Source organism: Oceanispirochaeta crateris, assembly GCF_008329965.1.
Lineage (GTDB): Bacteria > Spirochaetota > Spirochaetia > DSM-2461 > DSM-2461 > Oceanispirochaeta > Oceanispirochaeta crateris.
Genome location: NZ_CP036150.1, coordinates 2,439,609 through 2,453,056 on the forward strand (window position 1 = coordinate 2,439,609; position 13,448 = coordinate 2,453,056).

At 40.7% G+C, this 13,448-nt stretch carries 12 protein-coding genes; 1 reads left to right on the forward strand and 11 read right to left on the reverse strand.

The window, feature by feature from the left end:
• Positions 1-91: 91 nt before the first annotated feature.
• From EXM22_RS11045 to EXM22_RS11055, 3 genes are all read right to left on the reverse strand, one after another.
• Positions 92-1,489, reverse strand: coding sequence for a glycosyltransferase (locus EXM22_RS11045; RefSeq protein ID WP_149486577.1), 1,398 nt, complete (start codon positions 1,487-1,489; stop codon positions 92-94).
• 308 nt (positions 1,490-1,797) lie between these two features.
• Positions 1,798-2,292: a gluconokinase gene (locus EXM22_RS11050; RefSeq protein ID WP_149486578.1), complete on the reverse strand. Its 495-nt coding sequence runs from the start codon at positions 2,290-2,292 to the stop codon at positions 1,798-1,800.
• Positions 2,289-3,572, reverse strand: a complete 1,284-nt coding sequence (locus tag EXM22_RS11055; protein WP_149486579.1) for a nickel-dependent putative hexonate epimerase — start codon at positions 3,570-3,572, stop codon at positions 2,289-2,291. Before EXM22_RS11055 ends, EXM22_RS11050 begins: the two co-directional genes overlap by 4 nt.
• A gap of 199 nt (positions 3,573-3,771) precedes the next feature.
• Here EXM22_RS11055 and EXM22_RS11060 point away from each other — a divergent pair, with 199 nt between their 5' ends.
• Positions 3,772-5,250, forward strand: a complete 1,479-nt coding sequence (locus tag EXM22_RS11060; RefSeq protein WP_149486580.1) for a glycoside hydrolase family 130 protein — start codon at positions 3,772-3,774, stop codon at positions 5,248-5,250.
• On the opposite strand, the gene EXM22_RS11065 is transcribed toward EXM22_RS11060, so the two are convergent.
• From EXM22_RS11065 to EXM22_RS11100, 8 genes are all read right to left on the reverse strand, one after another.
• Complete coding sequence (locus EXM22_RS11065) at positions 5,247-7,472, reverse strand: glycosyltransferase family 4 protein (RefSeq protein ID WP_149486581.1); 2,226 nt, start codon at positions 7,470-7,472, stop codon at positions 5,247-5,249. The genes EXM22_RS11060 and EXM22_RS11065 overlap by 4 nt on opposite strands.
• Before the next feature lie 132 nt (positions 7,473-7,604).
• Positions 7,605-8,171 (reverse strand): hypothetical protein, encoded by a 567-nt coding sequence (locus tag EXM22_RS11070; protein ID WP_149486582.1) that lies wholly within the window; start codon positions 8,169-8,171, stop codon positions 7,605-7,607.
• A 335-nt stretch (positions 8,172-8,506) separates the two neighbouring features.
• Positions 8,507-9,175, reverse strand: a complete 669-nt coding sequence (locus tag EXM22_RS11075) for an aspartate/glutamate racemase family protein (protein WP_149486583.1) — start codon at positions 9,173-9,175, stop codon at positions 8,507-8,509.
• A 129-nt stretch (positions 9,176-9,304) separates the two neighbouring features.
• Complete coding sequence (locus EXM22_RS11080) at positions 9,305-10,240, reverse strand: transketolase family protein (protein ID WP_149486584.1); 936 nt, start codon at positions 10,238-10,240, stop codon at positions 9,305-9,307.
• On the reverse strand, positions 10,240-11,091 hold the full coding sequence (locus tag EXM22_RS11085) for a transketolase (protein ID WP_149486585.1): 852 nt from the start codon (positions 11,089-11,091) through the stop codon (positions 10,240-10,242). Before EXM22_RS11085 ends, EXM22_RS11080 begins: the two co-directional genes overlap by 1 nt.
• A gap of 26 nt (positions 11,092-11,117) precedes the next feature.
• Entirely contained in the window at positions 11,118-11,507 is a 390-nt protein-coding gene (locus EXM22_RS11090; protein WP_149486586.1) for a VOC family protein, read from the reverse strand.
• Positions 11,504-12,310 (reverse strand): sugar phosphate isomerase/epimerase family protein, encoded by an 807-nt coding sequence (locus EXM22_RS11095; protein WP_149486587.1) that lies wholly within the window; start codon positions 12,308-12,310, stop codon positions 11,504-11,506. Before EXM22_RS11095 ends, EXM22_RS11090 begins: the two co-directional genes overlap by 4 nt.
• An 11-nt stretch (positions 12,311-12,321) precedes the next feature.
• The gene (locus EXM22_RS11100; RefSeq protein ID WP_168203468.1) at positions 12,322-13,302 is read right to left on the reverse strand and encodes a PdxA family dehydrogenase; all 981 of its coding nucleotides are present in this window, start codon (positions 13,300-13,302) and stop codon (positions 12,322-12,324) included.
• Between the last annotated feature and the right edge of the window lie 146 nt (positions 13,303-13,448).

Sequence of the window (13,448 nt, forward strand, 5' to 3'; positions counted from 1 at the left end):
ATACAGGTTTAAAAATACCCCTTGAAGTAAACACGGCTTCAAGGGGTATTTTTTTAATAGATTAGAGTCATTCAATTAGTATACAAAAAATCTATTCATGCTGACCCGATTTAAAGGAACGTAACTTTTTGAGGGAAATTGTAGAAATGAAAGACCTGGAACGCAACTGCCTAGACCTGTATTGACAGTTTTTAAACTCTGGTGTTCTGGTTACGAATGTTCTGGTGGGTCTTATCTTTTTCAGAAAATACCTGAAATCTATTTTAAACTGGGTTGAAAACTTCATGACCGCACTGAAATGCAGATAATCCTTTACGGGTAAATTATCTTTGTTATCAATCAGATGCTGGTACAACTCTTCCCATCGATCAATGATACGACTCATTTTATGAATATCCACCATTTCTTTAGCGGCCTTTTCCATTGATTCCAGCGCAGCCTTATTATCAAGAATATAAACCATTTTTTCGGCCATTTCTTGATTGTTGCCAGGTGCTACAAGGTACCCATTCTTACCGTCTTCAATGAGGTTGATAATCCCCCCTTCCCGAACACCGACACAGATGAGACCATTTGCCTGGGCTTCTAACAGAGTGATTCCCTGAGTCTCCGTCTGGGATGCGGTGGCAAAAAACGAAACAGCCTTAAAAACTCCGGAGACAACCAGCTCATTATGAGGAATGGCCCCAGTAAATATAATCTGTTTCCCCGAATCTTTTGATGCGGCATATTTCTCAAACTCTTCCATTTGTGGTCCGTCACCAATGATTAGCAGCTGTGCATCAGGATGTTTTTGGTAGGTAAGATCAAAGGAATCAATCAGATTTCTCAGATTCTTTTCGAAGGCGACCCGTCCTACATACAGGATGACTTTATCACCCAGGCCCCAACGTTTTTTAAACTCAGGACTGCGGGAGTTATCAAATATATCAAAATCGATACCATTTGAAATGGCTTCCAGAGGGGCCTTACAATGGTTCTCCCGGATGATCTTAACAGCCTCTTCTGTAGGTGCCGTGACATAATCAGCGCAATCATAGTAAAGATTCAAATACTTCCAGGAGACTTCTTCGGTGATCTTCAGAGGTCCCTTGAAAAGATGCTCAAAATAGAGCGGATTCGCTATAAATGTATGAAAGGTTGCCACTAAAGGAATTTTCAGTTTCCTGGCAAATTTGATCCCTAGAAGAGAAATAAAAACCGGAGTCATAAAGTGAATAATATCAACCCCTTCATCCTTAAGTGCTCTATAGACGACATAACTAAATGGATTTGTCCATCTGAAGTCATCATAAAATGAAGCAGAAATTGACGTGACCCGGATAACTGTTATCCCCGGATATTCCGGTTCCTGTAGATTTTTGTAACTGGGAGCCACAATGATAACCTGATGACCCCGGTCTGCCATATTTTGAGCGATGCTGTTGATGGAAGTGACGACCCCATTGATTTGCGGATAATAAGCATCTGAAAAAATTGCAATCTTCATTCAATCTCCTGACCAATCTATTTTAACCCGTTTTCTGAAATTCTATAACTATAAAATTATCAAATTCCTTCGAATTTGCTATAGCCTATATTCACTAATTCCAGAACTATGATACAGATCGTATCTGCTCTCCTCTCCTTTTAAAACAGGTTGATTTCATACGCATTATAAAGTATAAGTTTACCGCAATATACCGATGAATCCTCACGAGGATCAAGGGGTATTCCTATCCTGTTTTGTCAGATGAGTTCATAAGAATAAAAAATTTTGCATGTTAACATACATTTTAGGATTTGCGGAAAATCTCTTTAAATCTTGTCCTTAAAAGTATCCAGCAATATCTGGATTTTCTCTTCAAGGGGGTCCTCTATATTCAGGGTAAGACCATATTCCGGCTCCTCAAGATCAGCAAACTGACTTCTGAGCATGTCCACCTTAAAATAATGTCCCTTTCTATTGGACATGCGTTTTTCTATGACTTCAAAGTGCCCTTGCAGGTAGACCCATTCAATGGGTTCACTGAGTCCCTGGCCGAGGAACTGTCTGTAAGATTCCTTCAACGCAGAACATGAGAACACAGCCGATTTATCCTTAGACTGGTACTCGCCTACCTTATCCCGAATCAAATGCAGCCAAGGCCAGCGGTCATCATCATTCAATGGAATCCCAGATGACATTTTCTGAATATTAGCCTCCGGATGAAAACTATCCGCTTCAAAATACTCAACGCCCAAACCTTCGGCTGTTTTCTCCCCCAGAGTGGTTTTACCACAGCCGCTGACGCCCATAATTATAATGATCATATATGATCCTCCATGAATTTATCTTTGAGAGCCCAGAGTCCCAGGGCAGGGTTTGAAATGTAAAAGATCTCTTCTCCATCGGGCATACTATTCCACCCTTCCTTCAATGTATGAATATTGTAGAGCTGGGAGTACTCCTTCAAATCACCAAAGGCAAAGCCAGCGTCTTCAACAACGTCTTTTGAAAGACCGCCGGGGCAATAGCGAATTTTAAAGCGTCCTTCAGAAGACCCATGAATCAAATGAGCAGCCACAGAGAGATTTTCAGCCACTTCAGGATATTTCTTTACCAGATCAAGGGTATGATCTGTCCCGTGGTATCCATATTTTCTGATCAAGCCATCCATTTCTTCGCTCTCTCCAAAACAGTGAACACCCGGGGCCAGAACAATCAGCTCTCCCTCGTCGGCGATGGCCATGCGGGTGCGATAAATACTCTTATTTCCCAACCATGTGCTTCGGAATTCTTCCGGATCCAGATAAACAACAACCTTATGGGGTGCTTTGTCTAGCAGGACGATATTCAGCTCCTGCGCCAGTGCCGCGGCTTTCTCATAACACTCCTTATCGTCTCCGATATACATACCTTTCATAACAGGAGCTCCTGCACCATCTGCTGCCACGACTGTTTGAACATACACCAGAGGCAGATCTTTGCAAAATTTATCTGCTCCCAAATTAAACAGTTGGCGTACAGGCGTATAGGCCCGACCCATGACTTTTTCCATATTAGAAACGGCACCGAGGAAATGACTTTTATCAATGGCTTCTTTCCCTCCCGTTCCAACGAGGATATTCTTTGTATAATTGGCCATACCCACAACCTCATGTGGAACAACTTGCCCAATGGAGAGGATGAGATCCCAGTCTTCTTCCACTAATATTTTATTGACCTGTACCGGCCAGTCATAATCCAGACGGCCTCCAGAAAGATTGGACATCTCTTCGCCGCTGATTCTTCCCAGCTCTGTGAGTCCGTTACGCCAGTCATGAGCCTGAATGAGCCCAGAGGGCATAGAGCCGAACATCTTCTCAATCTCTTTCTCAGACATAGGGAAATGTGTGCCCAAGGCTGGTAGAACGACCTTTACTTTGTCTCCCAGAATCTTCCAGGCAATTTCGCAGAGCGTTCCCGCACCGGAATGATACCTGGTAAAATCAGGAGGAATAATCAAAACTTTCTGAATATCAGGAAATGATTTCAACAGACTGGTCAGACCTTCAGTCATGATTTTCTGATCAATCACTTCATTCCTGGACTCTCTGGAAAAATACAACATAGACTACCCTCCGGGGACAAAATAAACCCCTGTTTCAATTATTGTACACCAAGAATATCACAGATCAAGTTTGAATAGTGAATTTTGTTTTCACTGATTCAATCTCCAGTTCCAATGAAAACTATTTTGTTTCAAAAGCAATCTTTTTCATCCGGAATGTATTATATTTTCTTTTAGCTTCTATTAAAGGATGATCCAAATGGGTATTGCAATTAAACGATTGGATACGACTCTCTACCCCGACCCCAAAAGAGTCATTGCCAGGTTTTATCTTCCCGGAGGCGAAGACCGTGGACGGTATATCATTCAGAAAATTATGAGCTTGTCAGAGGAAAAGGTACAAGAGTTATTGCAGAGGATTCTTGGAAATTATGCTAATCGCCACAGAAATATCACCAATATTTTTGAAAATCATTTTAACAATGTATCTAGACTCCTGGCGGCTATAGAGGATGATCCTGAAACAATCACCCAGGAGAGGAAAAGACTGATTGGTGCTTATTTTACCCATGAATACTCCATTGAATCTGCCGCTTTTTTCAATCCTTCCATCATAGAAGATCCTGATCAGAGTCATCTGGAAGAGGGACAAAAACGCCTGATTGTCAGCTTCAGAGCCACAGGTGAAGGGCATATTTCATCCATAGTCTTCAGAAGCGTCATCATTGATCAGCAAAATAAGCTCAGTTTTCAAAGAACGAATGATCTTGTGGAGCAGCCGGAAACCATCCGGCTCACCTTTTTCAACAAACAGCGGTATATTAGTAAACTCGATGAGCTGAATATACACAAAGACATCGTCGATCTGATTATGAAAGGCTTAGGAGATGAGTTCACCTACAAAGAATTAAACGACAGCATACATAACTGCGTTAAAGACATGAATTTATCTCTTTCTAAAAAGAATGTTATCAAGTCGATGATATGGCTGGCAGATGCTCATTATGATACAAAGTTCTCAATGGATACGGCTCTGACAGAACGAGTAATCTTTCCCGCTTCAGAATCGGAGAAAAATGGTATAGAAGATGCCCGCTTCGTAAAGTTTACAGACGATGATGGCAAAAGCACGTACTATGCCACCTATACGGCTTACAATGGTTTTGCCACCATGTCCAAACTTCTAGAGACCAAGGATTTCTACCAGTTTACAACCAGACCCCTCCATGGAAAAAGTGCCAATAGCAAAGGAATGGCCCTGTTCCCCAGAAAGATACGCGGTCAGTATGCCATGATTTCCAGGATTGACGGATTTTGCAACTATGTCATGTACTCTGACAGCCTTACGACCTGGCAGGATGAGATAAAAATTGAAGAACCTCAGTCGCCATGGGAGTTTGTTCAAATAGGGAATTGTGGATCTCCCATTGAAACAGAATACGGCTGGCTGCTACTGACTCACGGTGTTGGAGCCATGCGTGAATACTGCCTCGGCATCAGCCTTCTGGATCTGGACCACCCTGAAAAAGTGATCTGTCAATTGGAAGATCCCATCTTAATCCCCAACCAAACTGAGAGAGAAGGATATGTACCGAATGTGGTCTACTCCTGCGGCTCCATAATCCACAACAATGATATCATAATCCCCTATGGTCTTTCAGATTCGGCCTCATCATTTGCGGCTCTGCCCTTGGATCTCATCTTTGAAAAAATGCACCTGGGCAGACACCGTTCTTAATGATTTTGTTCAAATACTGACATAACAGATATATGTGAAATCAGATAAGCCAGGGTGCTTTCTGCTCCCTGGTTCCTATTGACCCCATAGGGTTTTAAACCATCGTTACAGCCCTTTGTCTCAAAATCATACAGGGGTATATGGAGGTCATTATCACCAAGGAACCACATGAAAGACCTAAACATTTTATCAAGGTATTGGGGATCTTTTTCCACCTTATAGGCTTGTCGGAACATAAGAACAACGGCCATGGCGTTAAGGGGTTGTTGGTCAAAATTAGCGGCATCTCCCCCTTTATGATACCATCCATCACTTCCCACGATGGAAAGGTTCCCTTCTGAAAGAACAATAGAACTCAGAAAGTCTATGGATTCAAAGGCGATGGTCTTCGATTCCTCTCTCCCCGTAATTTCATAGGAACAGAGCAGTGAATAGGGAAGAATTCCATTATCATAGCTGATAAGCGGCTCATACCAATGCCAGCCTTCTTCACTGTTGGCCGTGTAATAATCTTCCAGTTTTTGAGTCATCGATCTAAGGTGATTCATCATTCCCTCATCTGTTGGAAAACGATGCATCCAATTACTCACACCAATGATGGAGTTTGCCAGCCCCCGGATTGAATTTAAATCAGGAAATTTGACCATCCCCTTCTGAAAGAGATCCCGAACCTGCTCAAATAGAACATCATTCGGCGGAAAACGAATCAAGGTTCCCAAGGCCCAGATGGTTCGTCCGAAAGAGTCCTCAGATCCTATTTCATCCAAATAATTCCTGGAATAGGAGAGAAAATTTCTGAAGCTCCCATCATCATTCTGCATATATTGAATAAAACTCAAATAATGAAGCATCAGTCTCAATGATTCTGGATCTTTCATCTGCCTGTATGCCATTGTCGTCATAAGGAGTGCCCTGGCATTGTCGTCCAGACAATATCCATCCTGGAATTTGGGAACAATATACTTTGCATGCTGCAGAATACCCGTAGAATCTGTCATCCGAATGACATGATCAAGACTGAATTGCGGCATGAGACCCGTATTAACGACATTATGATCAATTTCAACGGGGACAGGAATTGGACTTTTTCTGGTTTCATCGAATAACTTTAAATACCTCTGACCAATCATAGGCCAACTCGTCTTTTTTCCAAATTCGAAGGCTCTGGACTGAAGCTGTTTTAACCGGACAGGGTCTTCTAGTAGAGAATTTAGAATCTCAGCAAGTTGCTCCGAATTACCAAAATCAAACAGGATTCCCCTGTCATTAGCCAGAAGCTCTTTAGCATGCCAGTATGGAGTCGAAATAACAGCGGTTCCCGAGCTGACAGCATAAGCCAAGGTACCACTGGTAATTTGTGCTTCGTTTAGATATGGGGTCACATACATATCTGCAGCACTCAGGTACCCCAGTAAATCATCAATGGAAAGAAAGCGATCATCAAAGAAAACGTTATCTGACAAACCCTGTTGATGCACGAGGAGCTTGAGATAATTGCGGTACTCTTCTCCAGAGGATCTGATAACAGCCGGATGGGTTTTTCCTAAGATAATATACAGAAGGTCCGGATGTTTTTTGACCACTTCCGGAAGGGCGTTTATCACCGTTTCAATGCCCTTATTCCGACTGAGAAGCCCAAAAGTGATTAGAGTCTTTCGGTTTTCTACCTTAAATTTCTTCTTATGGTACTCAATTCTGGTAAAGTCAAACTCGGGAACACCATGCTCGATAACATGGATCTTTTCTTTCTCAACACCATAGACCTCTGTTAGAAAATCTATGGCCAGGCTGTTCATAACAACAATTGCCGAGGCTCTCTTGCCAATTTCTATGATGATATTTTTTTCGTTGTAGGATGGTTCTTTTAAAACTGTATGAAAAATAACTACCAGTGGAATTTTTAATTTATTAATGAGAGGTAATATATACACTCCACTGTTACCGCCGTAAATACCGAATTCATGCTGTAGCAGACATATATCGGCGCCGCTGAAATTTATATACTTTGCGGCTTGGAGGTAATCCTGAAGGTAATCTTGACGTATCGTACTTTCTACTTCTTCAGGATACGCGTACTCTTTATGATTATCATTCATGGCAATTACAAATGCCTGATGAAGAGCACCATCATACTTTTGCCCCAATGAGTCGATAACATCTTTAGTAAAAGTTGCTATACCACACTCTCTTGGAGGGAAGTTTCCTACACAGGCAATCTTCATATCGTTGCTCCTTCTGAAATATAATTTTAAGTCCTGTTAGTCATGAAAAAGAATCATAACCCATCCCTTAAATTGTAATCCAAATGGACCTAGAATAGCAAAGTTGTATAGTAAAATGCTGATGACGTATTATTATTTTTTGTACTCGTACTCGATGGGTGCATTCTTCAAACGACGAAGAATATTCATCATTTCGCGGACCTCTCCCTTGTGAAAAAAGATCATTGAGAAGAGCTCCCAAAAAAGAACCCAACCCCCAATAAAAAAGCCTTCTTCCAAAATCGAAAGGACGGTACTCTCAGGTATAAAATGCTCCATTAAAGTCGCCAGAGAAATAAAAATCAAACCATAGGCAGCATATAAAACGGCGTTTTTATACATCTTCTTCTTTTTGAATTGCAGTTTCTTTATCCTGTAGGAAAAATAGTTTTCAAAGCTATTTTTATTCAATAATTCTTTTTGAGTATTTTTGATTGCCTCTGGGAGATGTAGGACAATACAGATGGGAGATTTTGGCGGAATTTCTCTGCAGCATTCCTCTAGGTATTCAAATAGATCATCATCCAGATCACGATTCAATTCTGGAGAGAAATCCCAGGAATTATAAATTTCCCGATAGAAGTCAATGTCTATATCGATTAGAGTTTCTTTTTTCTTTTTTCTATAAAACCCGAGGATTTTCGCTTCGTTCATAGTCATGGTTATCCACCATGTTTTCTACTTGTGCAAGAGTTAAACTGCCTAGTGGACCTGATAAATGAAAAAGAATATATCTTTGGTTCAAAAAATGGAAAGACTTAATCTGCCTCAGCCATAAAAAACTGAGTCCTTCTTTATATTTTAACTTGAACATGGAATAGAACCGACACTTGAATCCAACAGTAGGATGGAGTGAATGAATCTGTTTCTCTTATTAATTTACCAACTCAAATAGACAGGAAGAACCGGAGTCATTGAAATGGACATTGTATTAATAGTAAAAATTATTTAAAGTCTTCACCTCATAACAATGACAGAAATCCAATAACAAGAACTCAACTCTTAATATGTTCTGTAATCTCTTCCAATAATTTTCCAGTATAATCCAGAGAAACATGAACAGAGCTTTGAAGATCCTGAGGGAGAAGATCCCTGACCCTAGCCATAGATATCTGTGATAAAAGAATATCGTCATGTTCCTTCAATAATTCAATGATATACTCTACCACAGCGGTATCATGACCCTGAACATCCCCTTTCATCAGAGTTTCGAAAGCACCTGGACAAACCTTAATAGGTACAGAGTGATTAAGATCCAATCTTACTCTCATTTCTTCACCCAGTAGAGCGGCAGGTGTTTTATTGGTAGGATTTGTCATTAAAACAACAGGATTGTTAGAATGACTGAGAACAGAATCAAACATCTTTTCATCAATCCGAACAATAGGAATGGAACTGTTCTTTTGAACACTCACAACAGATGGGGAAAGGGAACTACAGCTGACAATGATAGCTTTAGCCTCCCCCTTGATACAACGGTCAACAAGAGCCTGAAGCCAGGGAACTGTCAATTCAGGAGTGTTTCCATCTTTCATCATCCTGAAAAGAACGGCCTCATCAAGCATATGAAAAAAATCATAATCTTGATTGTAAGGTTCCAATGCAGATTGCACTGGCCCAAGGACAAGCGGTGTCGTATGTATCAATGCTATTCTATTCTTCATAACCAGATTTTCTCCAAAGACTTATTCTACCTCAGCAAGGCTAAAGGGCAATTCAAAACGAGATCTTAAAAAATCAGACGGAGCTAACCGCAAAGGAGGAAAATGATAGCTCCGTCTGTAAAAACAAATCTATTGTGAAGTTTTTCCAACAAGTGCTTCAGCTTTAGCTACAATAGCCGTTACAGAAATACCATATTTATCCAACAAATCCACGTAAGGACCCGATTCAGTAAAACAATCATCAATGCCGACAAAATCCATGGGAACGGGATTAGATTTGACGAGGACTTCCGATACAGCACTTCCAAGTCCACCATGAATGGAATGCTCCTCAACAGTCAGAAAACATCCTGTTTTTTTAGCTGAAGTTAGAATAGCATCGATATCCAGAGGTTTGAGGCTTCCCAAATCTAAGACATCTGCTGCAATCCCTTTTTCAGCTAGCAATCCAGCTGCCTCAAGGACCATTGGAATAGTGATACCACAAGCTCCAATAGTCACATTCTTGCCCTCAGCCAGGATTTCCGCTTTACCGATCATCAATGGTTTTTTATTCAGTACAGGACTAGGGTTCCGGCACATTCTAATGTATACAGGACCATTGATATTTAAAGCTTGTTCCAATGCAGAAGTAACATCATCTGCATGAGCTGGTACTAAAACAGTCATATTGGGAAAGGCTCTCATAATAGCAAGATCCGTGATGGACTGGTGACTAGCACCATCAAAAGAGTCGGAAAGTCCTGAGTAACCACCTGCTATGATCACATTCAGATTATTGTAGCAAACTACATTTCTGATTTGATCAGTGGCTTTGAGAGCCAGGAAAATAGCGAAAGCACTAACTACAGGACGATACCCACATGTGGCCATACCAGCAGCAATATCCACCATATTTGCTTCAGCTACTCCTACATTGAAAAATCTATCAGGATAGGCTTTTCCAAAAAGCCCGCTACGAGTGCTGGAAGAAACGTCTGCATCCAGAACCATCAATTTATCATTTGATTTTCCAATCTCGACTAAAGCAGCGCCGAAGGCATCTCTCATTCCTTTGGTTTCCATTATTCATCCTCCCATTTACTTAAGACAGTTTTTAACTGCGGAAGTGCTTTTTTAAGATGTTCATCACCAACAGGTGAACCATGCCAGATATGCGTATCCTCAGTAAAATCAACACCCTTTCCTTTCGTCGTATCGTAAATAATCACAGAAGGTCCTGAGATCTGTGTATTAAGCCACTTAAAGGACTTTTCAATTTCATCAATATCATGCCCATTAAAGGATTGGTTTGCAACATTCCAGTTAAAGGCTTTAAATTTATCAACGAGAGGATCAAGAGGCATAATATCCTTTGAATGTCCATCTAACTGTACCTTGTTGTAATCAACAAGTAGAACTAAGTCTTTGGGTGCAAATTTTCCAGCAGCCATAATAGCTTCCCAAGACTGTCCTTCATTCAAGCAACCTTCCCCTACAATCACAAAGGTTTTAAAGGGATGTTCATTACGGGCGGCCATCAAACTCATGCCTAAACCAACAGAAAGCCCGTGTCCCAGGGCTCCTGTAGACATTTCAACTCCAGAAGTCTTATTCATACAAGGATGTCCCTGAAGTGAACTGTTTAGATCTCTGAAAGAACTTAAAGTTCCTTTTTTTAGATATCCCTTTTCCTCTAGAATTCGGTACAACATGGGGGAAGCATGCCCCTTGCTGAGAATCAGTCTATCTCGATCGGACCAGTCAGGCTGCTCCGGCCTGATATTCATCTGTTTGAAATACAGATATGTTAGAATCTCAGCAACAGAAGAAGATCCTCCCCAATGTCCTGTGCCTTTAGAATGCAGAGTTTCAATGACATCAATTCTGAACTGCTGAGCAAGAGCCTGTAATTGTTTATTCGTATGTGTCTTCATAATGTGTTCCTTATTCTTCCACCAGTTCAGGACCAGGGAATTTTCTTTCTGTATACCAGGTGAATCCAGTTTCCTTCAGGGTCCTGAAAAAATCGGACTTTCCCCTCCTGAAAGATGGTAAAACCATCTTCCTTGAAAAGTACTCCTTTGCTTTCCAAATCTTTTACTGCTTTGTCATAATCATCAATTGTTAAGCAAAGATGCTGAGCTTTCCGGACCTGATCTTCAGAATGTTTAAATCCCTCAGGCATGGAAAAAAACTCAAGAATATACCCTCCTTGATCTCTGACAAAAACTGGAGTGTTCTCCTCGGGTGGAATGAAAAGCTGATTAAAACCAAGCACATCCTGATACCATTGAGCTAACTCTAATGGATTTCGGGACATTATACCGATGTGTTCTATACAGTATTTCATATGAATTTCCTTATTGTATTAATTGCTTCTAATGCTGCCTGGTCTGGTTCAGGAAAGGGTAGAATCTCAAGAGAAATGTAACCATTGTATCCAGAGGCCTTCAAAGCGCTAATTATACTCTGGAAATCCAGATGTCCTCGTCCTGGTGCCCAGCGGTTTGAATCGGCAAAATGAACATATGAAACCAGATCAGCATATTTCCAGAAACAGCCTTCGATTGATGGATCTTCAATATTCATATGAAAGACATCGGGCATCATCTTCAGACGAGGATGATTTAAACTTCTGATAATTTCTGCAGTCTGATAACAATTGTTCAAAAAATTGATTTCATATCTATTAACCGGTTCAAGAGCAATTGTAACACCCAGCTCATCAGATCGTTTTAATGCCTTTTCCATAGATTCTCGAAAGTAATCAATTGATGGCTCGCCTTCAGTGAGAACCCCTCTTAGGCGACCAATATTAATCAGACTACCCAATTCTGCTGCCACCTCCATAAGGCCAAAAAAATCAGTTAGAGCCTTTTCTCTTTTATTCTTATCCTGATGAGTAAAATTCACACCTGTATCAGCAAAGATTTGCCCTGTTGAAACCATGGGTATTTCTAGACCGGTTTCTTTCATAATTTTCTTAACTTTAGGAAGATCAACTTGTTTTTTATTCAAAAGAGCCAGTTCAACTCCGTCATAACCAAGCATTGCTGCTTTCATCATGCTGTTTTCAAGTTTATCCCGGAATACAACAAAAGCAGACATTAATGCATTTTCAGGAGCAACTGCGAGTGCCAGTTTTATAGACATATTCAGCTCCCTTACTTTAGAGATCCCAGAACAACTTTCAGTGCCTGAATTAATGCAGTAGGCTTGGCAACGCCCTTTCCTGCTATATCAAAGGCAGTCCCATGAGCACATGTAGCAATGGCAACTGGCATTCCTCCATGAATGGTGACTCCTTTATCAAAACCCAAAAGTTTGGTAGCAATTTGTCCTTGATCGTGATACATGGACACAATAGCATCGTATTCACCATTTTTGACTTTTAAAAAAATTGTATCTGCGGGAAATGGACCTGAGGCATCAATTCCAGCCTCTCGAGCAGCTTTAACAGCAGGTTCGATCTCATCACCTTCTTCTGTTCCAAAAAGTCCCTTTTCTCCCCCATGAGGATTCAAAGCAGCAACAGCAATCCTTCTTCTTTTTACAGAGAACCTCTTAAGTTCTTCATTGAGAAAAGTTATGGAATCCAGAATTCTTTCTTTTTTAACATAGAGTGGAATATCTTTTACTGCAATGTGGCTAGACACACGAACTGTCCACATAGGATCAAGAAAATTTATCTCTCCCGTTATATCGGGACGGTTAAAATGATCTTTGAACATATCAAGTTCAGAAGGAAAAGGACATCCTCCCTTCTTCATGGCTTCTTTATTAAAAGGCGCAAATACAAATCCTTGAATCAATTTAGAATCGATCAATGACATTATTTTTTTCAAAGATCGATACACACAGGCTCCTGACTTGGCAGAGACCTCTCCATAAGGGATCATTTCTCCATTCTCTACAGGAATATTCAAAAACATTAGATCAGCTTCAGAATTTTTAATCTGATCTTCTGTTATATCCTGAATATTCATTTTGACATCACACACTTTGAGTGCTCTATCAAAACTAGGACGATCTCCCACAAGGATTAGCGAAACAGGTCCCCGATTTTTGTATTCGTTTATACAGCGGACTGTTATTTCAGGTCCTATCCCGGCTGGATCTCCTATCATGAAAGCTATTTTTTGCATGCAGTTTACTCCTGGACTATATAGAGGGAAACAAAAGCCCTCTGCAATTGGTTTATTTATATTGAACATTGTATACCATCATTTGGAGCTGTCAAGATTTTTTTTCGTGTTACCCCTTTAGTCCAGACTAAAATCCAAAACCTAGT

Excerpts from the sequence above, each read along its gene's own strand:
- EXM22_RS11045 (WP_149486577.1), bottom strand. The coding sequence starts at position 1,489 with ATGAAGATTGCAATTTTTTCAGATGCTTATTATCCGCAAATCAATGGG.
- EXM22_RS11050 (WP_149486578.1), bottom strand. The coding sequence starts at position 2,292 with ATGATCATTATAATTATGGGCGTCAGCGGCTGTGGTAAAACCACTCTG.
- EXM22_RS11055 (WP_149486579.1), bottom strand. The coding sequence starts at position 3,572 with ATGTTGTATTTTTCCAGAGAGTCCAGGAATGAAGTGATTGATCAGAAA.
- EXM22_RS11060 (WP_149486580.1), top strand. The coding sequence starts at position 3,772 with ATGGGTATTGCAATTAAACGATTGGATACGACTCTCTACCCCGACCCC.
- EXM22_RS11065 (WP_149486581.1), bottom strand. The coding sequence starts at position 7,472 with ATGAAGATTGCCTGTGTAGGAAACTTCCCTCCAAGAGAGTGTGGTATA.
- EXM22_RS11070 (WP_149486582.1), bottom strand. The coding sequence starts at position 8,171 with ATGACTATGAACGAAGCGAAAATCCTCGGGTTTTATAGAAAAAAGAAA.
- EXM22_RS11075 (WP_149486583.1), bottom strand. The coding sequence starts at position 9,175 with ATGAAGAATAGAATAGCATTGATACATACGACACCGCTTGTCCTTGGG.
- EXM22_RS11080 (WP_149486584.1), bottom strand. The coding sequence starts at position 10,240 with ATGGAAACCAAAGGAATGAGAGATGCCTTCGGCGCTGCTTTAGTCGAG.
- EXM22_RS11085 (WP_149486585.1), bottom strand. The coding sequence starts at position 11,091 with ATGAAGACACATACGAATAAACAATTACAGGCTCTTGCTCAGCAGTTC.
- EXM22_RS11090 (WP_149486586.1), bottom strand. The coding sequence starts at position 11,507 with ATGAAATACTGTATAGAACACATCGGTATAATGTCCCGAAATCCATTA.
- EXM22_RS11095 (WP_149486587.1), bottom strand. The coding sequence starts at position 12,310 with ATGTCTATAAAACTGGCACTCGCAGTTGCTCCTGAAAATGCATTAATG.
- EXM22_RS11100 (WP_168203468.1), bottom strand. The coding sequence starts at position 13,302 with ATGCAAAAAATAGCTTTCATGATAGGAGATCCAGCCGGGATAGGACCT.